The organism is Pseudomonadota bacterium, from assembly GCA_018823285.1.
Lineage (GTDB): Bacteria > Desulfobacterota > Desulfobulbia > Desulfobulbales > JAGXFP01 > JAHJIQ01.
Window position 1 is genome coordinate 64,395 of the sequence record JAHJIQ010000019.1, and the last position, 24,839, is coordinate 89,233.

19 protein-coding genes are annotated in these 24,839 nt (G+C 52.6%); 8 read left to right on the forward strand and 11 right to left on the reverse strand.

Annotation, left to right across the window (positions count from 1 at the left end; translation table 11 throughout):
* Nucleotides 1–4: 4 nt before the first annotated feature.
* The 3 genes from KKG35_06260 to KKG35_06270 form a co-directional block, all read right to left on the reverse strand.
* On the reverse strand, nt 5–2,212 hold the full coding sequence (locus tag KKG35_06260; GenBank protein MBU1737726.1) for a chemotaxis protein CheA: 2,208 nt from the start codon (nt 2,210–2,212) through the stop codon (nt 5–7).
* 407 nt (nt 2,213–2,619) lie between these two features.
* Nucleotides 2,620–4,329: a hypothetical protein gene (locus tag KKG35_06265; protein ID MBU1737727.1), complete on the reverse strand. Its 1,710-nt coding sequence runs from the start codon at nt 4,327–4,329 to the stop codon at nt 2,620–2,622.
* 131 nt (nt 4,330–4,460) lie between these two features.
* Nucleotides 4,461–7,865, reverse strand: coding sequence for a transglycosylase domain-containing protein (locus KKG35_06270; GenBank protein MBU1737728.1), 3,405 nt, complete (start codon nt 7,863–7,865; stop codon nt 4,461–4,463).
* 290 nt (nt 7,866–8,155) lie between these two features.
* Between KKG35_06270 and KKG35_06275 the strand changes: the two genes are divergently transcribed.
* Together KKG35_06275 and KKG35_06280 are read left to right on the forward strand one after the other, a co-directional pair.
* Nucleotides 8,156–10,090 (forward strand): LysM peptidoglycan-binding domain-containing protein, encoded by a 1,935-nt coding sequence (locus tag KKG35_06275; protein MBU1737729.1) that lies wholly within the window; start codon nt 8,156–8,158, stop codon nt 10,088–10,090.
* 86 nt (nt 10,091–10,176) lie between these two features.
* On the forward strand, nt 10,177–10,989 hold the full coding sequence (locus tag KKG35_06280) for an SDR family oxidoreductase (protein MBU1737730.1): 813 nt from the start codon (nt 10,177–10,179) through the stop codon (nt 10,987–10,989).
* Nucleotides 10,990–11,064: 75 nt separating this feature from the next.
* On the opposite strand, the gene KKG35_06285 is transcribed toward KKG35_06280, so the two are convergent.
* From KKG35_06285 to KKG35_06295, 3 genes are all read right to left on the reverse strand, one after another.
* The gene (locus tag KKG35_06285; GenBank protein ID MBU1737731.1) at nt 11,065–11,352 is read right to left on the reverse strand and encodes a hypothetical protein; all 288 of its coding nucleotides are present in this window, start codon (nt 11,350–11,352) and stop codon (nt 11,065–11,067) included.
* A gap of 100 nt (nt 11,353–11,452) precedes the next feature.
* Nucleotides 11,453–12,502, reverse strand: a complete 1,050-nt coding sequence (locus KKG35_06290) for a deoxyguanosinetriphosphate triphosphohydrolase (GenBank protein ID MBU1737732.1) — start codon at nt 12,500–12,502, stop codon at nt 11,453–11,455.
* Nucleotides 12,503–12,624: 122 nt separating this feature from the next.
* Nucleotides 12,625–14,766 (reverse strand): cation:proton antiporter, encoded by a 2,142-nt coding sequence (locus KKG35_06295; GenBank protein MBU1737733.1) that lies wholly within the window; start codon nt 14,764–14,766, stop codon nt 12,625–12,627.
* A gap of 364 nt (nt 14,767–15,130) precedes the next feature.
* Between KKG35_06295 and KKG35_06300 the strand changes: the two genes are divergently transcribed.
* Together KKG35_06300 and KKG35_06305 are read left to right on the forward strand one after the other, a co-directional pair.
* Nucleotides 15,131–15,643 (forward strand): nucleoside deaminase, encoded by a 513-nt coding sequence (locus KKG35_06300; protein MBU1737734.1) that lies wholly within the window; start codon nt 15,131–15,133, stop codon nt 15,641–15,643.
* An 18-nt stretch (nt 15,644–15,661) separates the two neighbouring features.
* Nucleotides 15,662–16,672 carry a radical SAM protein gene (locus tag KKG35_06305; protein MBU1737735.1) on the forward strand — a complete coding sequence of 337 codons (1,011 nt, stop codon included), beginning with the start codon at nt 15,662–15,664 and terminating at the stop codon, nt 16,670–16,672.
* A gap of 255 nt (nt 16,673–16,927) precedes the next feature.
* Here KKG35_06305 and tatC read toward each other — a convergent pair whose 3' ends face one another.
* Nucleotides 16,928–17,695 carry a twin-arginine translocase subunit TatC gene (gene tatC, locus KKG35_06310; protein MBU1737736.1) on the reverse strand — a complete coding sequence of 256 codons (768 nt, stop codon included), beginning with the start codon at nt 17,693–17,695 and terminating at the stop codon, nt 16,928–16,930.
* Nucleotides 17,685–18,080: a twin-arginine translocase TatA/TatE family subunit gene (locus KKG35_06315; protein MBU1737737.1), complete on the reverse strand. Its 396-nt coding sequence runs from the start codon at nt 18,078–18,080 to the stop codon at nt 17,685–17,687. The genes tatC and KKG35_06315 overlap by 11 nt, the downstream gene beginning before the upstream one ends.
* Before the next feature lie 288 nt (nt 18,081–18,368).
* Here KKG35_06315 and KKG35_06320 point away from each other — a divergent pair, with 288 nt between their 5' ends.
* Nucleotides 18,369–19,670 carry an adenylosuccinate synthase gene (locus tag KKG35_06320; GenBank protein MBU1737738.1) on the forward strand — a complete coding sequence of 434 codons (1,302 nt, stop codon included), beginning with the start codon at nt 18,369–18,371 and terminating at the stop codon, nt 19,668–19,670.
* Between the two features lie 132 nt (nt 19,671–19,802).
* Here the strand turns inward: KKG35_06320 and KKG35_06325 are convergent, their stop codons facing one another.
* From KKG35_06325 to KKG35_06335, 3 genes are read right to left on the reverse strand one after another with little or no spacing between them, the layout of a single operon-like run.
* Nucleotides 19,803–20,423, reverse strand: coding sequence for a hypothetical protein (locus KKG35_06325; GenBank protein ID MBU1737739.1), 621 nt, complete (start codon nt 20,421–20,423; stop codon nt 19,803–19,805).
* A 37-nt stretch (nt 20,424–20,460) separates the two neighbouring features.
* Nucleotides 20,461–21,069 (reverse strand): hypothetical protein, encoded by a 609-nt coding sequence (locus KKG35_06330; protein MBU1737740.1) that lies wholly within the window; start codon nt 21,067–21,069, stop codon nt 20,461–20,463.
* Between the two features lie 2 nt (nt 21,070–21,071).
* Nucleotides 21,072–21,938 (reverse strand): hypothetical protein, encoded by an 867-nt coding sequence (locus KKG35_06335; protein MBU1737741.1) that lies wholly within the window; start codon nt 21,936–21,938, stop codon nt 21,072–21,074.
* 944 nt (nt 21,939–22,882) lie between these two features.
* Between KKG35_06335 and rpoZ the strand changes: the two genes are divergently transcribed.
* The 3 genes from rpoZ to dksA all read left to right on the forward strand — a co-directional run bounded on the left by rpoZ (nt 22,883) and on the right by dksA (nt 24,833).
* On the forward strand, nt 22,883–23,143 hold the full coding sequence (gene rpoZ / locus KKG35_06340; GenBank protein MBU1737742.1) for a DNA-directed RNA polymerase subunit omega: 261 nt from the start codon (nt 22,883–22,885) through the stop codon (nt 23,141–23,143).
* A gap of 14 nt (nt 23,144–23,157) precedes the next feature.
* Nucleotides 23,158–24,270, forward strand: a complete 1,113-nt coding sequence (gene dnaJ, locus KKG35_06345) for a molecular chaperone DnaJ (GenBank protein ID MBU1737743.1) — start codon at nt 23,158–23,160, stop codon at nt 24,268–24,270.
* A gap of 203 nt (nt 24,271–24,473) precedes the next feature.
* Entirely contained in the window at nt 24,474–24,833 is a 360-nt protein-coding gene (dksA, locus tag KKG35_06350; protein ID MBU1737744.1) for an RNA polymerase-binding protein DksA, read from the forward strand.
* Nucleotides 24,834–24,839 lie beyond the last annotated feature (6 nt).

The following is a 24,839-nucleotide window of genomic DNA, read 5'->3' on the forward strand; positions in this document are numbered from 1 at the left end:
GACCTCACTCGCCCTCGTCATCGGCCGATTCCAGCTTCTGTTTGCCATCACCTGTTGAAATAAGACCCGCAAGGTCCAAAATTAAACCCACCCTCCCGTCACCAAGGATAGTTCCACCGGCAACCCCCGGAATATCTTTCAGGTAGCCGCCAAGGCTCTTGATCACCACCTCCTGCTTGCCAAGAAGCTCATCGACCATCAGAGCCCTCTGGCGACCCTCATTCTCTATCACCACAACGATGGAGTTCCATGGGTCCTCGTTGGCGCCATCAATATTGAACACCTCGCAGAGGCGGATAATGGGGACCAGTTTGTTCCTGACCATCAGGGTCTCCCCTTTGCCTTGAACGGTATTGTACTTCTCCGGTTCCGGCTTCATGGATTCCTGGATGGCGATGGTGGGAATGATGTATCTCTCCTCTCCGACCCGGACGATGATTCCGTCAATAATGGCGAGGGTCAGCGGCAACCTTATGACAAACTGCGAACCCTCTCCGGGCTGGCTTATGACCTCAACCTTGCCTCTGAGTTTGTCCACCGCTTTCTTGACAACATCCATGCCGACCCCCCGACCCGAGACGTCGGTTATTTTATCGGCCGTTGAAAATCCCGGAAGAAAGATCAGGTTGTTGAGTTCGTGATCATTCAGGTTTTCGCCCTCCTTGATAATCCCCCGATCAATGGCCTTCTTCCTGATTTTCTCGCTGTTGAGACCGTTGCCGTCATCTTCAATTTCGATGACGATATAGCCGCCCTTCTGATAGGCACTGAGCTTGACCATTCCGGTCGCCGACTTGCCGATCTTCTTTCTTTCCTCGGGAGTCTGAACACCATGATCCACTGAGTTGCGGATCATATGGACCAGAGGATCATAAATTGAATCGACCATATTGCGGTCAATCTCGGTTTCTTCACCGATCATCACCAGGTCGACCAGCTTGCCGGATTTTTTCGACAGGTCCCGCACCAGTCTGGTCATCTTCTGGAAAGTCTGCCGGATCGGCACCATCCGCATCGCCATGGCCGTTTTCTGCAACTCGCTGGTGATTCTGGAAAGCTGGGAGAAATCCTTTGTAAGTTTAGGATCTGCGATGGAAGAAACCAGCGGGTTCTGCTGGACCATTGCCTGCATGATCACAAGCTCGCCGACCGCGTTGACCAGGCCGTCCAGTTTTTCAATATCAACCTTGATCGAGGCGCCGACCTTCCCTTTTCTGGATTGCCCGTCATCGCTCTTTTTATCACTATCCGGATCAGATCCGGAGGGCTCCTCTCCTTTTCCCGTCTCGGTATCAGCTGGTACCGGATCATCACTCTCTTTTGCCGGAACAGTTCTTTCGGCAGCTTTTCCGGCTTCGGCAGGCAAACTTCCTCCCTCACGGAGAACACTAATCCTTTTTACAAACCCACTGATATCAAACTGTTTGTAACTGTCGACACCTTTCTCGAGAACATCCTTGATATTCTCAACCATCGATTTCAAAGCGTCACCCACGCTTAATACGACATCAATAACTTCCGAGTCCATTTCCCGGACTCCGTTCCTGACATCGTCGAGAAGATTCTCGGTTGTATGGGCAAGCTTGTTGATGGTTTTCAGATTCAGAAACCCGGACACTCCTTTGATGGTATGAAAGGGGCGGAATATATTATTGATAATTTCAAGGTCATCGGGATTCTGTTCAAGATCAAGTACGTTTACCTCTATGGACTCCAGATGATCGAAGGCTTCTTCGATGAAGCCGGTCAGCAGCTCCTTATCCTGAAGAAAATCAAGATTGACATCTTCTTCCGTCGACTGCTCTTTACCGGCAGGCTCTTCAACTGCCTGAGCGCTTGAATCACCACTGAAAATCTGCGGACTGACAGCAAAACCGGTCGCCTTCAAATCATTGCAGAATTTTTCAACATCCGCCGCTTCAGACGTTCCCTTGCGGTTGATCTCCTGCATATAGACAATACATTGTCCGATCCGTTCATAATTCCCGGCCGAATCGTCAAGCTCGGCCATGATGATTTTCTCCAGCGCTTTCTGGAGTAAATCGGCCATTCTGAACAATTCGGGAGGAGAGGCACTCTGGTCAAGGCTCATGAACTCTTCAATAAAGCCGAGCAGCTCACCCACTTCACCAAGGGTCCCCGGCTCCACCATCATGATTTTCAGGGCCATTTCTTCCAGGAGCTCGGAAACCCCTCTTTTCTTTCCTGCCATACCTGCTTTCTCCATAGGAACTTCTTTCACCCTTCGGGCATAAGTCTCGTGCGAGCAGACGCGCTGCTCAACTCGGCTTTATTGCCAAAACCCTGACTCAACATACCCCCGCGACAAATCAAAAATATTCTACCGCGAAAGCTACACCCGTTATCAAGTAGTTTTTTGGAGATACAGGAAATATTCTTAAGAAGGAGAAGGCAGTAACAGGAATTTCCAACTCAGACAGATCGAAAATGAAAAGGAAAGAGAAAACAAAGGGGGGGCGTTTCTGCTGAAGCAGGCCGGGCAGAATATCTATACTCCAAGGCGCTTAAACACAGGGATTTGCTATGAAGAGCAAAACTGTCGGCTTACATATTCAGCAGAGGTTGACTTGGCAATGGAAATCGTTACGCGAGCCTTTCTCACTCATTGAAGAGAGATGTTTTGTTTCCTCCGGCAGGCAGACCTTTAAGCTCCGGGAGAAGTTCAGGATCGAACAGCACTATCTGCTGCTCAATAATCTCAATATTCTGTTTCACTTTACTAATGAGAGACACTTCAGGGTATTTGATCATAATATCATTCAGCAGCCCCCAGCATTCTTTGAAGAGCTGTTTTTTGCGATCGTAATCACCCTCCTTTCTTGCCTTGACGAAGATCCCCGCCGCCAGTCTGCGCATCTCGGCAGCGGCCTTTTCGGATGTCTCACGGATCTTCTCCCTGGCCTGAGCATCATAATCAGTGTCGAGGAGGGCTGTAAAGGCGTTGATCGCCTCATCAAACTTTCTTGATTCCAGGTTATTGACGGCCTTCTCCCACTGCTCGCCCAGAGTCTGCTCGAGAAGCGCCTTCTGTTCTTCAAGACTCCGCATCTCGGCAAGAAGAACATCGTCCATTGTCCTTTGGACTGTCTCACGCATACTCACCGGCAGGTCGCCGGCAAGCATCATCTCCAGGGTTGCCTTGGCCTGGGAGAAATCCTTTTTCTTGAGATAGGCATCGATTCTATCCATCTTGCTGGTGATCCATCCCCTGGCGGAATCCTCGGTCTGGCCGAACATTTGCCTGGCCCTGAAAGAAAAAGGACTGTCAGGGAACTCTTCTTCCAGCTTCTCAACCTGCTCCTTCATGCCGGCAGGAATATTCAAACCATCAAAGGTGATATAACTTCGCAGGACATCCATATACAAAGGCAACTCGCTGGCATCCATCTCGACACCACTCAACAGCGCCAGCTGATCTGCAACCCAACGGTCATCACCCTTCCTTGATTCAAAAAAATCCGCCAGTCGGCGGTAATGTTTTTTGGCCAGATCAATACGACCCGAAGCGAGCAGAAGGTCGGCGACAAGCCTTCTGAGTGAGCGCTCTTCCGGAGAAGGAGTCATCTCTTTCAGAGTGCCATCCAGGACCTCTCCCGCCATTTCCAGTTTGCCGGTTTTCAGGAGGGCAAGACCATACATCCTTCTGGTATCAAGACTCACATCCCTTTCGGGATAGGCTGCCATCAGGTTCTGAAAAGCGATGATCGCCTCCTCATAACGCCCCTTGCCCGCATACTGGCCTACGATTGATTCACTCTGTCGCGCCACACTGTCGGTGTGGCGGTCGATCAGTCCGTTCACGAGAGCCGCACTGGCCATAAAAACCTGTTCACAACCGCTTTCAAGATAAGAAATATCCTGGTTATAAATCTGCCATGGGTCAAGGGAAAGATTCTCGTCCTCGATGGAAGGATGTTCAAGCTTCAGTGCGACTTCCATCAACAAACTGTATCCGCGGAAGATGTTCTCAATCCGGTTGAAACAGTCCGGCCAGTTGGGCGGGCGCCGCGCGAGAAGTTCCAGGTCTTCGATCTGCTCGGCCAGAGTTTGCCAGTTGGACACTTTCTCACCATACAGGGCCAGCCGCTGATCAATCATAGCCACACTGGGGAGAACCATCACCTTCCGCACTCTCACTTCTACAGGCGAAGCTCCTCCAGCCGCCCCACCCTGCTTCAGATCCAGGTCAGACCCGGAGGAACTGGCAATCAATTCCGAGTCCGGGCCTCCACGCTCAGCTGCTTCCGAAAAAGGCTCCCGGGCAACATGCTTTTCAATGGTGTATTCCCCGGAAGAAGGTGGCGCCACTTTGCTCGGAGCGCACCCGCTGAGGGCCATAATATAGGTCAGAATTAAAACGATAAAGCCAAGTTGAGGGACCAGTCTGCTCGTACGAGACTTAAACCCGAAGGGTGAATCTAGAAGGTGTAAACGGCGTTTCATCTTTGTTCAGACATCCAGTAAGGTTTGAAAAATCTTGCCGGCTTGATCCGTCCGCCGCTGATCTCTTCCCCAAAGGTCAGGATAGTCGCGTCAGATTGAGTCTCGGTGCTTGCCAAGCCGCCTCTTTTGGGATCGACCCTGATTTCCATCTGCCCCAGGGCCGGGTATGAAAGGGGATATTCAGTGATCCCCGAAAAGGATATGTCAACCAGATCGAGCTTGGCTGCGTACCCCCTGGTTTTCAGTATGTGGCCGGCGACACTGGTCCAGGCCGGCAGAGCACCTGCCGAACCGGTTATGTTTGTGGTTTTCCAGACCATCGGCGTGTTGTCATCGAAACCCACATATGCCGTCAGAATATACCCTTCAGGAAACGAGAAACCATTCCCCTGGATTATCCCGGGCACTCCTCCGGCAAAACTGGCATTCGTGAATCTGTTGGCAGTTCCGGTCTTGCCGACGACCGGCACATCAATATCAAGTTCGGTAAGCTGCCTGTTCAGTTCCGGATCATTGCTGGTCAATTTAATATTCTGGTCAGCATACCTTCCAGTTCCATATTTGACAACTTTTCTTAGAATATCACCCAGGGCAATCGAAGTCTCCTGGGCCAGAACCTGCCTCTCTGTCTGGAGCGGCTTAAAAATAATCTCACCATCGCTCCCTTCAATGCTTTCGATAATCGACAGATTCTCTCCGCCGCCCTGATCGCCATTCCATCTGATGCTGCCGGTGAGCATCCCTTCATAAGCTCTTGCCACTTCGAGAAGGCTCAGGACATTGGACCCGAGAGGGAAAGAGAGAACCGGATCCAGCTTGCTTTCAATACCCATGGCCCGGCAAAGGCCGATAATATACTGGAGCCCGGCCATAACCCTGAAATCACGCACCTTGTAGAGGACCTCCTGACTGTATGGAGGCAATTCATTCAGGACAGTATACTCCTTTTCAATGACCTCGTTCAGAAGTTCAATGGTGCCGGATGCCAGCATGTTGTCAATCAGCACTCCGTCCCAGAATTCTTCCTCCTCATTTCCCTGCATTGAAGAGATGCTTCTGACCAGCTCCGACCGATCCACCTTGCGCCATTCCACCGGAACAGGCTCATACTCCACCACACCTTCCAGACCCTCTCCATTTTCTTCTCCAGGCTCCGGCTCTTTTCTCTCAAGTTCATGGTAGATATAATCGCCGGTCTGCTGGTTGCGGTAAATGGGAATCTCTTCAGACTCCTCCGCCAGAGAAGCGACACTGATCTTGACCTGATTAAGCCCATCAAGGAATTTTTTATACCTCAGATAGTTCTGTTTCAGGAGACTTTTCCGCAATTTTGCCTCTTTCAGTTTTTTCTTGCGATCTTTTTCCTCTCTGAGGGATTCATCTTCATATATGTTTTCCGTTCTTTTACCATCTGCATTTTCTACCAGCCCAAGATCTTCATCAACAGCTTCAACAAACTTGTCAAAATTTGTACCGTAATGAAACTTGCTGACGATTTCATACTCTTTCATTTTGCCGGCAAATATCAGATCCGGCTCAAGCTCGGTAATAGCCCGGGAAAAAGCGATTTCGTAGAGGGCATCATCATCAACGACAATCCCGAAAGAATCGCGGATTCTTCTCTTGTATGCGGTAGCGGACTCTTCCGGCAACTGGTCCAGTGACAGAAAGGCAAGCACATCTTTAAACTGGGCAAGGGAGAGATGGTCGCAGAGGTGGTAAAGAAGCCAGATTGTGGCAAGATTCTCTGAATGAACACCCGCCCAGCTCATGGAAACCCCCTTGTAGGGGCTGGTGTGGTCAGGCCTGGGGAAATAAGGCATGTTCTGGTACACAAACACATTCCGTTCGTTATTCAGCACGTCCATGGTGTTCCAGCCCAGCTGGAGTGCCGCGGCATAGACGAGAGGCTTCACGACCGAGCCCATGGGTCTCCTGGCAGAAATGGCCCGATTGAAATAACGGTTTTCCATCCCGCCGACCATGGCCCGGATCATCCCTTCCCGCATCGCCAGAAGACCACCCTGGACCTGCGGATATTTCTCAAGGTCAAGAATTTGCGCTCCGGTATCAGCATCAACGTCTCGGACACTGACGTAAACGAGATCCCCTTCCTTAAGCATTGCAAGAAGCTTGGGAATATCACTCTTGCCCGCCGTGGACCAGAGCTGCTTCTCATGTTTGACGAAAGGTGTCAGCAGATTCATCAACCCTTTGCGGTCTATATAAGCGTCAGACCGATCAGGCCTGGTCCCGTCAATCGCGACGCTTATCCTGGGCATAGCGCCATCTTCAATTTGAATGACCCGCCCGAAATGAAATGACCCCCTGCCCTCCTCACGTTCGATGTTTCTGTTATTAGCCAGATATTCCTGCTGCACCGCTTCCCTTTCATACCCGCGCAAACGCACATCCAGGCGAGACAGCTCCTTGCGCAGGGTATAAAAACTTTTCTCCTGAAGGTCTTTTTCAATACTGGTAATGACCTTCACCCCGGAGGTCGCCATATTGCTGATGCCATGCTCACTGAAAGCCTCGACTACCTCCGGTTCATCCATGGCCTCTTTGACCATATCCATGATCGTGTTCAGCGAGAAATACATCTTCCCCTGGTTGAAAGGGATCTCCTGCCCGAGATTTTCCTCAAAAACCGGCTGACTCAAAAGCCCGTTCCTGGCCATCTGCCCCAGGACGTATTTGACACGCAGGCGGGATCTCTCCCGTGCGGCCGCCTGGTCGGCTTCATCTTTTTTAATAAAAGGATTGTAATAATTGGGGCGCTTGACACTTCCGGCAATGAAAGCGCATTCAAGCAGATTCAGCTCAGAGGCATCCTTGTTGAAATAATAACGGGCGGCAACGCCAAGCCCCCTGCCGTTGCCGCTCACATAGAACTGATTGGCATAAAATTCAAGGATCTTCTCTTTCGGGTAGTGATATTCAAGCCGCAGGGCAAAAAGAAGCTCTTTGAGTTTTGAGGCGATCGACCGGTCTTTGCGCTTGAACAGGTTTTTGGCGGTCTGCTGGGTAATGGTGCTCCCGCCTTGCACCACTCGACCTGCCCTGATATTGGCGGCAATTGCTCTCAGTACCCCGAGAACATCTATCCCGTAATGACTGAAAAATTTCCGGTCTTCGGCGGCGATGATCCCGGAGATGAATTCTTGAGGAATATGCTCGTATGGAACGTACTGACGGTGGGCGGTCTCGAAAAACACCCCGACCTTGTCCTTTCCCCCGCTGTAATAAACAGGGCTCTCAACCGCCAGGATCTTTTCGATGCTGGCCTGCTGAATCTCCTCACCAGGGTCCAGAACCACAAGCCATGAGAACAGCAGCAAGCCGACCGCACCCAGGGATGTACCTGTACCCAGCAAGAGAAAAAAAAGTCTTCTTAACATAATCTATTTTCCCGGCAGGAGTGCCGGTAATGGCGTTCCCGTAGTTTATCCACTGATCGGAACCTGCAGCCCCGCACTATGGCATATTTCACAATTTTTTCAACAAAATCAAGTCGTCACACCGTTTTTATTTGCATATACAGACTTTCTCAGTTAAAAAAAACTATTTGAGAAATCCGGTTATTTTTCGATACATAACAATATGGCGCCCATCAGGGTACCAATCAGGGGAAAGTCGAAGACAGCCGCCTGACCGGATTTAACCACAACCATATCCTGCCAAGGAAAACATGAACGATAGCTCCATGAAGCCCGCATATCCCTGCAGGGCCTTGAAATTCCTTGCTCCCGCGCTGAACCTCTTTTTTGCACCCTTCCAGACCATGGGGCTCATTGTTCTCTGCCTGAGCCTTTCGTCCTGCCTCCCGTCCACCTCCGGATACGGAATCACCTCTCACGCAATCCAGGGAAATGACTTCCCGGACGGCAACTCTGAGATTGCGAGCATTACCCAGGAAACAGGATCACCTGAAAGCCTCGTGGAAGAAGACCCGGAGAACGACACCAAAAACCCTGCGCTTGAAATAGCCGCGATTGAAACCGACGCAGTTGTCATAGACGAGATCCCGTTGCCAAGTGAAGAAGAAATAACCTCATTTGAAGCCCAGGAAGAAAACCAGAGTGAATCGCTTTCTTCCCTACTTACTGAGGAAACGGATACAATTCCTGAAATCACTTACGATTACCCCATGGCCATGAACCGTAAGGTCCAGTTCTTTCTGGATCATTTCCAGCACACCCAGCCTGAGAATTTTCGGAAATGGCTCTCCCGTTCAGCACGCTATCTGCCCATGATTCAGAAGAAGCTAAAGGAAGCCGGAATGCCCCTGGATCTCGCATATCTGCCGATGATCGAGAGCGGCTTTCTTCTGACTGCTTACTCAAGTGCCCGAGCGGCCGGACCATGGCAATTTCTTCGCAGCACCGGCAGGATGTATGGCCTGAAAATCGACAATTACGTCGACGAGCGCCGTGACCCTGTCAAATCAACTGCGGCAGCGATCTCCTTCCTCAAAGACCTATACCGGGATTTCAATTCCTGGCATCTGGCAACAGCTGCTTACAACGGGGGCGCGGGCAGAATCGGCAAGGCCATTAAAAAAACCGGGTCCACCGATTTCTGGACTCTTGCCAACAGCTCCCACATCAAACGCGAAACCAAGTATTACGTGCCAAAACTTATCGCCGCCATCATGATCGCCAAAGACCCGGAAAAGTACGGGTTCACCGATATCGAATATGAACCCCCACTTGAATATGAGATTCTGGAAGTCCCCCGCTGGACATCTCTCCAGGCTGTGGCGGTTGCCGGAGACCTGCAACTTGAATATCTGCGCGACCTCAACCGACAGTTGCGGCGCGCCATCACCCCCCCGGAAGTTAAACGATATCCGCTCAAAGTACCGCCGGGCAAAAAGGAACTGATTGAGGCCAGACTGCCCCGGGTCAACGCCATTGTCACAACCAGCTACAAAACCCACGTGGTCAAGAAAGGGGATTCCCTGACCAGGATCTGCAATAACTACAATATCAACAAAAAGACACTGCTGAAAGCCAACAACCTCCGGACAGCGGAATTGAAAGCGGGGCAGCGCCTCAGGATTCCATACAAAACAACCAGCTACAAGCTTTTCGAAGAAAACCAGGTTGCCGGCAGAATCACCCCGGCCGACATGGCCCCGGAAAACCTGGTTCTTCACAAGGTAAAGCGCGGCGAGACCATTTCCGAGCTTGCCCGCCGGTACAATGTACCCATGCACATGATTGCGGCCTGGAACGGCCTCAACAATCTCAACAGCCTCCGGGCCGGCCAGCAACTGGCTTTTTATCTTCAGGATACCAATGAAACCGGAGACGACAGGCTGGCAACTCTTGCTGATTCCTCAAATAACCCGGCAAACGATCAAAAACCCGGCAAAGTCCTGAGAGTCAATCTCAACAAGAATGGTTCCGCGAAGTCTGGTGAGCCCGAAAAATCGAGCAGCAAACTCACCGGAGCGAAACTGACCTATTATCAGGTGAAAGGTGGAGATTCACTCTGGGCAATCGCCGAGAAGTTCCAGACCACCCCTGAAAAAATCAGGCAGTGGAACAGCATGGAAGACAATATCATTTACCCGGGCCATCGACTGCTGCTGCGGGTAATCGACGATATCGACGCCTGAAACGGACCGGAATCCCATCAATCCAACTCCTGCAACATGACCTGAAGCAGGGCCAGCCATATCCCAATCAGATTCAACATAAAATCATGGAGATAAGAGAAAAAAAAGCACTTGTTCTCGGCGGCGGCAAGGGAATCGGCAGAGATATCGGCTTTTTTCTGGCGGATCAGGGCGCAACCGTGGCCATGACCTACCACGACGACTGGCCCGACGAGTCCGCAGCCATGTGTCGGCAACTTGAAGCCCTTGGTGGTAGTCACCTGGCGGTGAAGGTCGACCTGCGAGCCCCGGACCAGATACAGACTCTTCTGCGGAATATTGAAGCAAGCTTCGGAGAACTCCACATCCTGATCAACAACATTGAACGGGGCGGAATGCCCGTTGTCCACGGCCAATATGTCCCGGAGCAATGGACCATGGAGCTAGAAACAACCCTGATGGCTAAACGCTGGGTTTTCCATCACGCCCTGCCATTGCTTAAAAAATCCGGCGGATCGGTGATCAACATCTCTTCCATCGCCGGTGTTGTAGGCCGCAGCGGTCCGGCCGGGATGATTTTCAATGACGGCTACAGCGCGGCGAACCGGGCGATCTCACTTTTGACCGAAACCTGGGCGAGAGAGGGTGCCCCGAAAGTCCGGGTCAATGAACTGATGCTTGGATTTTTTGCCGGCCGACACGCTGAAGGGACCAGAGGATGGGGGATGCTGGACCGAGTACAACAGCAGGCGATTATCGACCACACCCTGCTCGAACGAACAGGCAATAGAGAGGATGTCCTGCAGGCGATCAGGTTTCTCCTGTTCAATGCAGATTTCATGACCGGATCGACCCTCAAGCTGGACGGCGGGTACACCCTGGGAGCGGATCGCGTCCCTCCCATGCCTGAAGGGGTTTGAATAAATTTCTCCTCCGGGCAGACCGGAAACCAACCGGATACACCGGCTGCCGACACTCCACCTCCTGATTTCTGTTTACCCCGCATTCTTTTCCAATGCTTTCACCATATCCTCAACCGCCCAGACCGGGATATGGTTGAACACATATTCCACCGCTACCTCTTTTGCCTTGTCCTTGTCCATTTTCTTGATGTCCAGCTCACCCATCAGCTCTTCGGTGTCAAACCAGCAGATTTCCTTCCCGTTCACCCCGTACACCGTCAAAACCCGGCGATCCGGTTCATGGAGATGCTCCTCATCAACAATCTCGCCAACTATCTTCCTGGCAACGTCATATGGCACAAATTTCACTTCTTCAGACACCTCTCGCTCTCCTTCAATGGATTATCGTTGTTTTATTTTGAACCGCCGGACAACAGTGTCCTCTTCCGGAAAAACCTCCGGAAGAGAAGCTTCTTTTCTATCAGGTGTCAGGCACAAACAGCTTTCGATATAGATTCTGGGCATGTCGGTCGGACATTGAGGCAATGAAATCACACACCCTGCGCTCCAGAGATGACCCTGCCCCGCTATCCCCAGCCTCCTCTTCAAGGACATCCTCATTTTCCATAAAATAGGTATACAGGTCCTTCAGCATTTTGCTCGCCTTGACAAACTCATTATGAACCTGCGGGGATCGATACACCCGATGGAACAGAAAATCACGCAGGACCTGCATGGCTCCCCCGACTTCAGGATCGATGGAAAACTTCAGCTTTCGGCCGCCATTTTCGCACTGCACCGGAACCGTATGGGAAATAACCCCCTCGACCATGCTCATGATCCGTCTTGAATGGCTCACGCCCATAACCCTCTGGCACTCTTCGGGAATATCCTTCTCAGTAATGATCCGGCTTTGAATCGCATCATCAAGGTCATGGCTCAGATAGGCAATGATGTCGGCATACCGGACCAGACATCCCTCAGCTGTCTCCGGCAGCTCATTGCTGTCGGCGGGAATCACTTCTCCGTACCCCTTGGAATGCTTGGCAATCCCGTCCCTGACTTCGTAAGTGAGATTGAGCCCCCGGCCATCGTTCTCAAGAAAATCGACAACCCGCAAGGACTGGCGAAAATGGGAAAACCCGCCGCTGACCAGATCGTTCAGTACCGATTCCCCCGCGTGTCCGAAAGGAGTATGGCCAAGGTCATGCCCCAGCGAGACGGCTTCAACCAGATCCTCGTTCAGTCCCATGGCCCGGGCCATGGTCCGGGCGATCTCGGAAACTTCCAGGGTATGGGTCAGCCTGGTCCTGCAGTGGTCCCCCGTGGGAGCCAGAAAAACCTGGGTCTTATGTTTCAATCTCCTGAAGGCCTGGCTGTAAACGATCCGGTCCCGGTCCCGCTGGAACGCCGTGCGGAGATGACACTCCTCCTCGGGACGCATCCTGCCGCGGCTCTCGGAACTTAAGCAGGCATAGGGAGAAAGAGTATTTCTTTCTCTTTCCTCAAGCCGCTGCCTTACATTTTTCACTGATGTTTTCACGATCCTCCGTTGCAATGCGACAGGACTCTCCTACTAATCGATTTTCACCTTCATTTCAAGGCAAGGATCACCATGGGAAGTCCTGCAATCCATCCTGCGAAAACAAATCATCAGGGAGTTTGCTCGGGGTTATGGACAATCAGCATGGGCTTATGACAATCTTTCGAGACCGCTTCAGCCAGTGAGCCGAAGATCAGCCTCTGGAAACGGGAACGCTTCGGGGCGCCCATGACCACAAGATCGTGATTCTCGGCCTCGCGGTATATGGTCTCAAGTCGGGAATCCGATGAAACGATCTTGCAGCAGAACTTCTTGCAGACAATTTCATGCTGCGCAATCCAGTCGGTCAGAATTTTTTCATTGTCGGCGACATCCCTGACCGGATGATCATAGGGCAGCAGGCGAAGAAGGGTTATGCTGTGTTCACCGACCAGAGAAAGGGCCTTGACGATTGCACTTACCTCCTCAAGCTGTTCCATGTCGGCCAGGGGCACCAGAATCCTCTCGGTATGGAGTATCCCGTAGAAACGGATGACCACCACCGGACAAACCGCCTTCTCCGCCACCTGTTCGACCACCTTCTGAAAACCCTGAATAGTTCCCTCTATCGGATAACCCAGAATCAGGCACTTCGTATTCTCCTCCAGTACCGCAGAAGATATTCCATCGGCAACATCCTTATCCCTGACCAGTTTTTTCAACAGTGGATACCCCATCGCCCGGGTTTCATCCGTTTCCCTGAAAAACAATTTTTCCGGTTCCCTGATCACCACCTTTGGCTTCTGCACCCTCACTGCCATGGGGAGGGCGTGGAAATAATGGGCAATAATCGTGGCAAGTCGGGCAAGGCCACCCACCGTGGCGTAATGGGACGCGCCAAAAATCACCACCCCGTCCTGCTCCGCCGGTGGAACCAGCTTCTTCCAGGTCCATGGCAGAATGACAACCCCGTCATTGCTGCGCATAAGATTCTGTCGCTTTTTCTGGTCCATGCTGCCGTCTGGAGAAGAGGGGCCAGCCCCGCATTCAACGACAACACCTCCTGTCTCTCCTGCCCGGTGCAAGGCGAACCTGGTCAAAATCGGACCCACCAGCTCCGAAAGAACCACCCCCGTCAGGACCACCGGGGTGATAATTTCGGCAAATCCCGAAAGCGCCGGATTCCCGGAGACCAGAAAAACCAACCCGATCGCCACCCCCGCCTGCGGGGTTAAGGCATGACCAAGACAACTCTGGATAATCCTGGGGGCACCGGCAGCTTTCCCCCCCAGCCAGGCTCCGGAAATTTTCCCGACGATCCGGAAGAGAAAATAGGCCAGCCCCAACCACCCGGCGTAGCTTACCGCGGCCAGATTAAGATGGGACCCTGCCAGAGTGAAAAACAGGATGTGGACCGGAGGCTCAAAATCACGTACCGCCCTGAAAAGGCGGACATCCCTTTTATCATGATTGATGATGGTGCAGCCGGCAGCCATTCCTGCAAGAAGCGGTGACAGGTGAAGCATCCGGGCGCTTTCTCCACAGAGCAGCAGCAGGGCAAGTCCGGCGGACAGCATCTCCCCTTTGTTTTTCAACCTGTGCAGCACATAACCGATCACCATCCCGGTTGACGCTCCCAGAAGCAGCGAAAAGCCGATCTCCCTAAGACTGACAAGAACCGTGTGGGCAAAAGAGCCGTTGCCACTGACCAGCAGATTGTTCACCGCGGCCACGGCAAAGCCGAAGTACATGATCGCCAGACCATTGTCGACCGCAACTACAGCAAGCAGAGTGGAGGTAAGCGGCCCTCTCGCCCCGAGTTCTCTCGTTACATGCAGGGTGGTGGCAGGGGCCGTCGCCACGGAAATCGCGCCCAGCAGAAGCGCCAGGACCAGATAATCAACGAATTGCCATGTTCCGCCTCCCACTCCGCTGAATACCGCCACCAGATAGCAACTGACGGCAACCAGAATAAAGGAACCGGTGGTCTCGCCAACTCCGATATACCCCACCGATCTTAACACCTTCTTCACTTCCTTGAACTCGATCTGCTCTCCTATGCCGAAGGCAATCAGCATCAGGGCAATTTCCGAGAAATGTCGAAGCTGATCGCCCGATGTTTCTCCGGAAATGAGTCCAAAGCCGGAAGGGCCGAGAAGCACCCCGGCAAGAATATATCCGGTAACCGAAGGAAGCTTCAGAAGCTTGCCGATCTGGGCCATCACCAGTCCGGCCCCGAGAAGCAGGGCAAATGCCATGGTAACCTGCTGCATCCTGAAATTGGTTCTCCTGAGATAATTGTTGCTGGTTTACCCGGCTTGAATCATTACGCAGAATCGCATGAAAAATCAGGCGGCCCTCATCCCCGGAAGAGCGGGATAAGCAGACGGGTTTAGACAACACATTCTACCAGAACAACTCCCTGAGCGGAAATACATTTGCCGGGAATCCGCCTCCTGCTTTCCCGACCCATTTACTGTTCAACGAATGGATTCCACCCTGCCAAAAACAACTCCCGGTCTTCCCGACATCCACCGGGAAAGACCATTTCCCTCTTGCCGACACCCCGGATTGCTACTACTATGAACGCTTCATCTGAACGTATTGAGTGATAACCACCCTGAACTATTGTGCCGCATGAATAATGATGATCACACCCATATGCTGGCCGCCCTAGATGAGGCCAGAGGCGCACTTGCCGCCGGAGAATTCCCGGTGGGCTGTGTCATGGTCCACCAGGGGCGGATTGTCGCAACCGGCAGAAGAGTAAACAGCTGCGGCCCGGCCGCAAACGAGCTTGATCACGCTGAAATAGTGGCCCTCCGCAGCCTCTTTGCCGATGCAAAGAACGCGGCAAAAATCCCGGAGACGACCGTCTACTCAACCATGGAACCCTGCCTGATGTGTTTCGCAACCCTTCTTCTGAACGGTGTCCGAAGAATCGTTTATGCCTTTGAAGATGTCATGGGTGGAGGAACAGATCTTGAACTTGCTTCCCTCAATCCGCTCTATCGGGCAATGGAAGTGGAGATCGTCACCGGAATCTGCCGGGCCGAGAGCCTCGACCTGTTCCGCTCTTTCTTCCGCAACGGCAAAAACGCCTACTGGCAGGACAGCCTTCTCGCCAGGCATATTCTTGCTCAGGACTGAACGGGAGAAGATTTCCAGATGACCCACGCCGCAGTCAGAACCGTCGGCTTCAAACCGCAGGAGAGAAACGTCTTTCTCCACATCCTGACCGCCTGCAACCTCTCCTGCCGCCACTGCTATATCAATCCGGAGCAGCACGGCAGCGCAGCGATCAGTGAACAGACGATGATGGAATGGCTTGAGCTCTTCCACGACCCGGACAAGGAAACAAATGTGATTTTTCTTGGTGGGGAACCGACTCTACATCCCCACTTGAGTACGGGGATCAAGCTCGCCGGGAAACTGGGCTACCGTTCCGTGACCGTGGATACCAACGGCTACCTGTTTCATGACCTCCTGAACCGAATCTCCCCCGAGGATGCCGTCTTGAGCTTCAGTCTTGACGGGCCGGACGCTGAAACAAATGACCGGATCCGGGGTGAAGGGAGTTTTGCAACCTGTACCGGAAACTTGAAAAGTGCAGTAAAAAAAGGGTTCAAGGTCAGCGTGATCTATACGGTCAGCCGCATGAATCTTGATCAACTGGCCAAAATGCCGGAACTTCTTGCCGCCATGAAGGTCAACCGATTTTTCATCCAGGTCATCGGCCTGCGGGGAAAATCAGCAGCTGACGGTGCCGACCTCCAGCTGACCCCCGAAGAGTGGCTGGAAAAAATCCCTGCGGTAGCTGCAAAAACAGCCGGTTTCGGTATCACCACCTCCTATCCGCGGGTGTTTCTTGACGAAGGCGAAACATTCCATTGTGCAGGGGTGGTCGCCGACAACTATTTCGTCTTCCCCAACGGCAGGGTATACCGATGTCCCCTCTGCGAGGACCATCCCATCCACTCCCTGGAAATACAGAACAACCGGCTGGTCCATCGTCCGGGGATCACCGAAGACCGGCTTTTTCCCCTGCAAATCCCTGAGGGGTGTGTGATGAACAGGATCCTGCAGCCGGGCAATATTCCTTACGACCGGTCGGGACGTCCCGTCAAACGCATCTCGTGCTGTCTGCTGAAAGACGAAGTGTCCCCGATCGCGAAGTAATCAACTCAACTTTCTGAGTTATGTTAATCTCCCGATAAAGCTGAGTTGAGCAGCTGGCCTGCTCTCACGAAACTTATACCCGAAGGGTGAAAAAATCAGTCATTCTGGCTCCTGGCTCCTGGCTCCTGGCTCCTGGCTCCTGGCTCCTGGCTTCTAATCATGGAGTGCCGCCATGGCTTGGGATTTTTTTATGACAGCAAACCAATATCTTAGACAAGTCAGAAAATTGAGTAATATGCGTGAGGCGGACAACCCTCAACCGGCGAGATCCTTGCTCTCCGGGGCCTCTTTCACCTTCTTTTTCCCTGAGAAAATAAAGAGCAGGATGATTCCGGACTCATACAGCACGAACAAAGGCAGGGCCAGCAGGAAAGCCCCGAGAAAATCACCGGCCGTCAGCAGAAAGGAAAGAACCAGAATCCCGAGATAACTCAACCACCTCTTTTCAATAAAATATCCCCGGTCAAGAATTCCTGTTCTACCGGCAGCCATCATCAGAAAAGGAATCTCAAAGGCGAGGCCGAAAGCCAGAGAGGTTCTCGCCACAAAGGTCAGGTATGCATCAAGTCGAGGCATGGCGCTCAGTTGCTCCCCGCTGAAACTCATGAAAAAAGAGAGAATCCGGGGCAAGGCGATAAAATAGGCAAACAGCACTCCGGCGCCGAAAAGAATGGTCGCCCAGAACGTCACGGTCAGGGCAAGACGTTTTTCATGTCTCTTCAGTCCGGGGCCGACAAACATCCACAGTTCATAGCAGAAAACCGGGAACCCGGCGCCAAGTCCGGCCAGAACAGAGATCTTCAGGTAACTGACAAATGCTTCGGTAAGATTGGTGTAGACCAGACCCGAAAGGGAAGGCTCTGCCGCAAATATCGGCTTCATAAGAAAAAACGATATCTGCTCGGCAAAAAGATAGGCAACTCCGGTAAAAATCATCACCGCGACAAACGAGACAATCACTCTCTGCCGCAGTTCCTTGAAATGTTCACCGAAAAATCCGGCGATCGGGTTTTCATCGGCCATCTACATTTTTACCGGCATCGGTTTCAGTCATTTCGGGAGCCGAAACGACATCGCCATCCTGTGAATCGGGATAAAGAGCCTTCCCCGGGCCAGCTCCATCCTCCAGAACCGGGTTATCTCCTTGGGGCCTGTTGCCCTCAATGACCTTGCGTCCGGCGGCGGCAAGCTCCTCGGGCCGTGAAAAACCCTCGGGCAGGTTCTGCTCCCAAGGCTTCGAGTCATCCGCCTCTTCTTTCAGGCTTTCCTTGAAAAGATTGGCCGCTTTTTTCAACTCCAGAACCTGTTTTGCCAGGCCCCTGGCCAGTTCCGGCAATTTTTCCGGCCCGACCACGATAAGTGCGATACCCATGATAAGGATCAGCTCAGGCAATCCGATTCCGAACATCCCTGTGATACCCTCTGAAAATAATTGCTGGATCCTGCCGGTGCGAACCCATCGTAATGAGGCTTTCCGGCAGGGAAAATAATGGAAGTGAGGTTACGGTATTTGCCATGCACTGTCAAGAAGACTCCTCCCGCGACCGGGAAGAAGCACCCTTGTCCTGATGATTGACTTTTAAACCCGCTTTGGCTATGGTGCAGTCGTTGTCCGGCATCCGGCATTACCACGATCGTCGGCAATAGATCAAGCCCCCGCCGGGGCCTTTTGTTTTTTTTATCCGAGGAGATTTGCATGGCTAACGTGGTAATTATCGGCACCCAATGGGGTGACGAGGGAAAGGGGAAAATCGTCGACCTTCTGACCCGGTATGCTGATTATGTGGTAAGATTCCAGGGAGGCAACAACGCCGGCCACACCCTGGTGGTTGAAGGAACCAAATACGTGTTCCATCTGATCCCTTCCGGCATCCTGTACGAAAACAAAAAATGCATGATCGGCAACGGCGTGGTCATCGACCCGGGCGTTCTGCTGGAAGAGATGCACAAACTCTCCGCGAGCGGCCTGCCTGTCACCCCTGACCGGCTGATGATAAGTCATAATGCCCATCTGATCATGCCCTACCACCGGCTTCTGGACGGCGCCAGCGAACAATCCAAAAAGGATGGGGCCAAAATCGGCACCACCGGCCGGGGCATCGGGCCATGTTACGGCGACAAGATCCTCCGCTCCGGGGTCAAGATCGGCGACATTCTTGATCCGGATCTGTTCAGCGATAAACTCCGGGAAAACGTTGAAGAAAAGAATTTCCTTTTGACCAAGAAATACAATCAGAAAGCGATATCCTTCGACGAAGTCTACAGCGAGTATCTCGACTTCGCCGAAAAACTCGGGCCATTCGTCGGCAATGTCTCCGTGGAACTCGACGAGGCGAGAAAGGCAGGACGCCACATCCTCTTCGAAGGCGCGCAGGGCACCCAGCTCGATATCGACCACGGGACCTATCCTTTTGTGACCTCATCGAACACCGTATCCGGAAATGCCTGCACGGGCAGCGGTTTCGGCCCCAGCCATATTGACGAGGTCATCGGCATCCTGAAGGCATACACCACCAGGGTCGGAGAAGGACCTTTCCCCTCTGAACTCTTTGATGAAACCGGGGATTCCCTGCAGAGGAAGGGTGGCGAGTTCGGAGCAACGACCGGGCGCAAAAGGCGCTGCGGCTGGCTTGATGCGGTTCTGGCCCGGGAAGCGGTCCGGCTGAACGGAATAACCGGTCTTGCCATCACCAAACTTGATGTTCTGAGCGGTCATCAAACGTTAAAGATCGCCGATTCATACCTGTGTGAAGGCAAGCGGTTTGATGCCATGCCGGGCAACATCCGCCAGGTCGGCAAGCTTGTCCCGCAATATGAGGAAATCAGGGGCTGGCAGGAGGAAATCAGTCAGGTCAGGGATCCGGCCGATCTGCCGCAGGCCGCCCGTGATTATGTGAAGCGCATCGAAGACATGACCGGCACCCCCCCCTATATGCTGTCGGTCGGACCAGGAAGGGAGCAGACCCTGCTGCTGAAAAATCCTTTTGATAAAGCTTAAGTGAGCAGCTTGTCTGCTCGAACGAAACGTATACCCGAAGGGTGCAAATAACGGGCATCCGGCTATAAAACATTTCCAGAGCCCCTTCTTGTTCTTATATAAGGTGGCTCTGGAATGGAGCAGTTTGAACCTTCAGTTCAGATACGCATATCCTGCCACAACGTCTGCCATATCGACCGCAACCCTGGCCAACAGCTCTGGAACCGCCTGGCCGGGAAGAGGTTCCCGCGGGTTTTCCATCACCATCGCCGCCAGGACTCTTTTCATAAAGTTGTTGTCGGGATATTCCCACGGATACTTACAACTCTGCCTGATGTACCAGACCGTGTTCCCGGTTGAGGTGTTGATAAGCCTGATGGAGACATCCACCCCCGCCCCTCCCAACTCAGTACCGGAAACAACATAATTGACCCGTCCGGCCAGGACCAGATCCACCCCTGCTTTCCGTCCGATGGCAGCCGCCTCCACCGGATCGCCATACTCCTGATCTACCAGCTTTACCAGCGGAAACGATCTTTTTCCCAGCAGCACGTCCCGGAACAGCGCGGCGACCTGATCTGAAAAGGCCCCTTCCCTCCCTTCCGGGACCTGAAAAGGAAGCACCGCCAGGCTTGCCCGGCCATACACATTCTGCAGCGGATGGACGTAGACCACCGGCGCCTGGCGGCCGGAATCACGACTCACCCGGCCCATTGCCGCAGAGCAGCCTGACAGTAGTAAAATCAGCAAAAGAACCGTAGCAATTTCCTTCATATCCATACTCCTCCGGCACACTTTTCCACCGTTGTCATTACTTCTCATAGGCCGACAACCGGCTGTCGACCAAGCCGTCTCCTACCGCAAGCATGGCATTGAGAAGATGCGATCTCTGCACCTCAAGACCGGCAACCGAAAGCACGTCCTGAGTTGCGGCTTCAAGCATTCTGACATTGAGAATCAGGGTATCCGGAGTCAGGGTATAGGTCCCCGTCACCACTGCTTCGACCTTGTGCTGCCCGGAGAGAAGGGAGGTATCTCTGGTGAGAGCAAGCTCCCCGCCATTTTTCCGGACCATCACTTCCGACATCTTTCTGATCTCCACAACCCCGAAACCTTTTCTGAACATCCGGGTGGCAAGAGACTCGGTAATCGCCCTGCCGAAACGCGATGTTTCATAAAGATCATCAATATTGACAAAGGTGGTCAGAATCATCCGGTGATCCGGAGCCAGATCTTTCCTGAGATTTACAGTCAGCTGATTTGTAATCTCCTCACTGATGCCGAAAAAATCAGGCGTAACGACCGACACGGTTCCGCCGTATCTCGCCTTTCCAGGCAGGCACCCGCAAAGCGCGATCAGGATCACGGCCGCCGCAAGCAGACGGGCCATCGCACTGTTCACCTTGTTTCCTGCATCCATGATCATTCCTCCACCGGCTGATAGTGGCCGGTCACTTCCGCAAAAGACCGGACCGGGACCGCGGCCGTGGTCTTCAGCACCCTCCGGCCGGAACTCTTCTCATCTGCCAGCATATACCTGATCTCCCGATCGATCTCCAGGGCAAGACTTGCCGAAGCGAGAATCAGATTGTCGGAATTTCTCAGCACCCTCGCATTCAGGAAAATCCTGTCCCCGGAAACAGCATACGTTCCCGTCACCACCCCCTGGGCGCCCTGAACGAAGCTGAGTTCGTCCATATCTCTCGATAAACCATACTCACCTTCCCGCTGCCTGATCATAATGGCAGGCGTTTTGCGTATCTCGACAACTTCAGCCCCACGGGACTGCAGCTCAGCCACAAGCTGCTCGGCCAGAAACCTGCCCAGCGAAGAAGTGACATACAGATCATTCAGGTTTACGAAGGTGCTGACCGCCAGGACGTACTCATCGGTAAAATCCTCCCGGCTGTTTGCCAGCAGTCGGGCAACCAGTTCCGCCACCTGCACCGGAAGTCCGCCCTCAAGACTTCCCCCCTCCTTCCTTTCCCGACCTCGCGAACCACGGGCCCCGGCCCCTTCCCCCCTGAAAAAAGCGAGCGGATCCCGCCAGTTGAAAACTGCCGGTGCCGGGCCGAAAACCCTTCCGGTTCTGAACACATAATCCGGAGGAAGGGTGTGCGGATAATTATGATAGTACCCTCTGTACTCCAGCGAAGCAGGGTATCCGCCCTCTTTTGCCTCAGGATGCTGCCAGGAAAACTCCTGCCCGCCGCCAGCGGCCGAAACAACTCCCCCGCCCAGCAAAAACAGCAGTGTAAACATCCTGCCCACAAGAAGTCCTCTGTTCATATAACGCCTCCCTGAATATACTATTTCACACACCTGATTGTGGCGCAGATCCAATTCCATAGCTTGACAGCCTATAGGGAGCCTCAATTGAATCTGTACTCCGGATAACCGCCCTGGATATTTCTCCAGGCAGGTCCGTACCTTTCAGAAAGAGCTTCAGCGTGATCGAAATGCCTGTCGGGAAAGACAACCCGAACGCCGGAATTGATCCCCAAAAGCTTCGATCCCGTCTCAAACCTTGCATCAACAAGTGGCGTCCTGACACCGACGGAACACCCGGACAAGGCCATAATCAATAAAAAGAGAAGTATTCCCTTCATCACAAATCTCTCCATCAACCTTTTTTTAAGAACGGACACAACACCTTGATGATGCAAGCAACTGCAGAAACCTGATTGGCAATCTCTGCCTGGCTGGGAAAAATTTTCCCTGATGATGACCACCATTTATCTCTCCTGAAAAATCAAGCGCCCCTTGCCCAGAAACATTCACGAAAAGAATGGCAACCGAGGATCATTGCCCTGCAATGGGTAAAGCATGGTTACCGGACAACTTCACGCCGAATATAATCAACCTGAAAAGCTGAAAACCCTTTTTCAATCCGGCGAAAAATATTCATGCCTGGGCAAATCTGCATGTTTCATGCCATCGCTTGTCGCTCGGGACGATCACAACATCAATATCCCACGCCGAAAAAACACTAAAAAAGAATTGCCAAAAAGAGGAGAACAGCTATAATCCTTTGTTCTGCTTTTATTATTGAACAGGTATTTGTTCCGTCGCCGACAATTCGTCCCGGAACCGCCAATTCAAATGCAGACATAAGAACAACCGGTTATTCAGGCGCATACGGCAAGGAATCACCGCAATTTTCATTCCGGGTTTTCCCTCCGGGCAGAAAAAGCCGTATCCGCTCAATTTTTTTCAGGAGGAATATTTTCGCCATGGCAAGAATTACTGTAGAAGACTGTCTCTCCAAAGTAGGGAATGAAAACCGTTTTGCCTTGATCCATCTTGCGGTCGCCAGGGTAAAGCAGCACCGCAAAGGCAGACCGTTCCTGGTTGCCGGCAAAAACAAGGAAAACATCATGACCCTGCGCGAGATTGCCGCAGGGGAAGTCACCTTTGAAAACCTGCAGGAGCTCGGCAACGTCAAAGTAGAAAAGCCCAAGACCGTCGAAACCAAGAACGCTGTCAACGAATAGTTTTTCAGCCATCCATGCCTAAAGAATACTACGACATACTTGGCGTTTCCCAGTCGGCCTCCACCGACGAGATCAAGAAAGCCTACCGCAAGATAGCCATGAAGTATCACCCCGACCGCAATCAGGGTGACAAAAAGGCGGAAGAAAAGTTCAAGGAAGCGGCGGAGGCCTACGAAGTCCTCGGCAATCTTGAGAAAAGGAAAATATACGACCACTACGGCATCGAAGGGCTGAAGAGCAGCGGCTACAGCGGCGGGCCCGGCAATTTCAATGATATCTTTTCCAATTTCGGTGATATCTTCGAGGACCTTTTCGGCTTTGGCGGCGGTTCCCGCAGGTCCGCCAACGGCCCGGTTCATGGCGCGGATCTTCGTTATGACCTGTCCATCACCTTTATGGAAGCGGTCCATGGCACTGAAAAAGAGATCGAAATATCCAAACCGGACACCTGCTGGACCTGCGAAGGATCAGGAATCAGACCAGGCCACCAGCCTGAGACATGTTCCACGTGCCAGGGTCGCGGCCAGATCATGCGGAGCCAGGGATTTTTCAGCGTCAGCAGCACCTGCCCTTCCTGTGGCGGTCGTGGCCAGATCATAAAAGAGCCCTGCACCGATTGCGACGGCAAGGGATTGCTCGAAAAGAAGAAGAAAGTTTCCCTCAAGATTCCGGCCGGAGTGGATAACGGCGCCAGAATGAGGCTGACCGGTGAAGGCGAGGGCGGAAGAAGAGGTGGCCCGGCCGGTGACCTGTACGTCTTCCTCTATATTGAAAACCATGAGTTGTTCCAGAGGGACGGCCAGGACATCTACCTTGAATTGCCACTGTCCATGACCCAGGCAGCGCTCGGTTGTACCCCGGAAATCCCGACCATCCACGGAGACTCCACACTCGAGATTCCCCCCGGCACCCAGTCCGGCCAGAGGTTCACCATCCGCTCCGAGGGAGTCCCGTCCCTCCGTGGGAAGGGCAGGGGAAACATGATCGTCGTGGTCACTGTCAAGATCCCCGGGAACCTCACCGACCGACAGAAAGAGATACTTGCTGAATTTGCGAAGCTCGAAGAAGAAAAAGAATCGGAGGCTGACACTGGTTTTTTTAAAAAGATTTTTAAAATGACCGGCTGAGAGCAACCCTGAAAAAACTCTTGGTTCCTCTTCGTTTTTTTTCTTCGTTTTGCTATGCTGTACGAGTACCCGGATCCCATTAATTATCGGACCTGCCGTTTTGCTTACCCGGCAGCGACCGCTCTCTTGGTGAAATGGCCCGGGACATTTTTTGCTAAAAAAAACAACTGTTTTCAGTAACAGCCAATTGGGAGACACTGCAAATGGACGAGAAGAAACTGGCTCATTTCAAGCTTAAACTTGAAGAGATGAGCTCCAGCATTCTTAGCGAAGCTGACAAAACTATTTCCGAGATGACCGATCACAGTGACAATTACCCCGACCCGACCGACCGGGCCTCGGCTGAATCGGACCGCAGCTTTGAACTCAGAATCCGGGACAGGGAACGCAAACTTCTGAACAAGATCAAAAAAGCTTCCGACCGAATAGAAAACGGGACGTATGGCATCTGTGATGAATGTGGGGACGAGATCAGCATAGAAAGACTGGAGGCCAGACCCGTAACCACCTATTGTATTGAATGCAAAACCAGACAGGAAGCCGACGAAAAATCAAGAACCTGATGAAAA

Bases quoted from the DNA above. Each gene is read 5' to 3' on its own strand.
- KKG35_06260 (MBU1737726.1), bottom strand. From the start codon at position 2,212: ATGGCAGGAAAGAAAAGAGGGGTTTCCGAGCTCCTGGAAGAAATGGCC.
- KKG35_06270 (MBU1737728.1), bottom strand. From the start codon at position 7,865: ATGTTAAGAAGACTTTTTTTTCTCTTGCTGGGTACAGGTACATCCCTG.
- KKG35_06275 (MBU1737729.1), top strand. From the start codon at position 8,156: ATGAACGATAGCTCCATGAAGCCCGCATATCCCTGCAGGGCCTTGAAA.
- KKG35_06280 (MBU1737730.1), top strand. From the start codon at position 10,177: ATGGAGATAAGAGAAAAAAAAGCACTTGTTCTCGGCGGCGGCAAGGGA.
- KKG35_06295 (MBU1737733.1), bottom strand. From the start codon at position 14,766: ATGCAGCAGGTTACCATGGCATTTGCCCTGCTTCTCGGGGCCGGACTG.
- KKG35_06300 (MBU1737734.1), top strand. From the start codon at position 15,131: ATGAATAATGATGATCACACCCATATGCTGGCCGCCCTAGATGAGGCC.
- KKG35_06305 (MBU1737735.1), top strand. From the start codon at position 15,662: ATGACCCACGCCGCAGTCAGAACCGTCGGCTTCAAACCGCAGGAGAGA.
- tatC (MBU1737736.1), bottom strand. From the start codon at position 17,695: ATGGCCGATGAAAACCCGATCGCCGGATTTTTCGGTGAACATTTCAAG.
- KKG35_06315 (MBU1737737.1), bottom strand. From the start codon at position 18,080: ATGTTCGGAATCGGATTGCCTGAGCTGATCCTTATCATGGGTATCGCA.
- KKG35_06320 (MBU1737738.1), top strand. From the start codon at position 18,369: ATGGCTAACGTGGTAATTATCGGCACCCAATGGGGTGACGAGGGAAAG.
- KKG35_06325 (MBU1737739.1), bottom strand. From the start codon at position 20,423: ATGAAGGAAATTGCTACGGTTCTTTTGCTGATTTTACTACTGTCAGGC.
- KKG35_06330 (MBU1737740.1), bottom strand. From the start codon at position 21,069: ATGGATGCAGGAAACAAGGTGAACAGTGCGATGGCCCGTCTGCTTGCG.
- KKG35_06335 (MBU1737741.1), bottom strand. From the start codon at position 21,938: ATGAACAGAGGACTTCTTGTGGGCAGGATGTTTACACTGCTGTTTTTG.
- rpoZ (MBU1737742.1), top strand. From the start codon at position 22,883: ATGGCAAGAATTACTGTAGAAGACTGTCTCTCCAAAGTAGGGAATGAA.
- dnaJ (MBU1737743.1), top strand. From the start codon at position 23,158: ATGCCTAAAGAATACTACGACATACTTGGCGTTTCCCAGTCGGCCTCC.
- dksA (MBU1737744.1), top strand. From the start codon at position 24,474: ATGGACGAGAAGAAACTGGCTCATTTCAAGCTTAAACTTGAAGAGATG.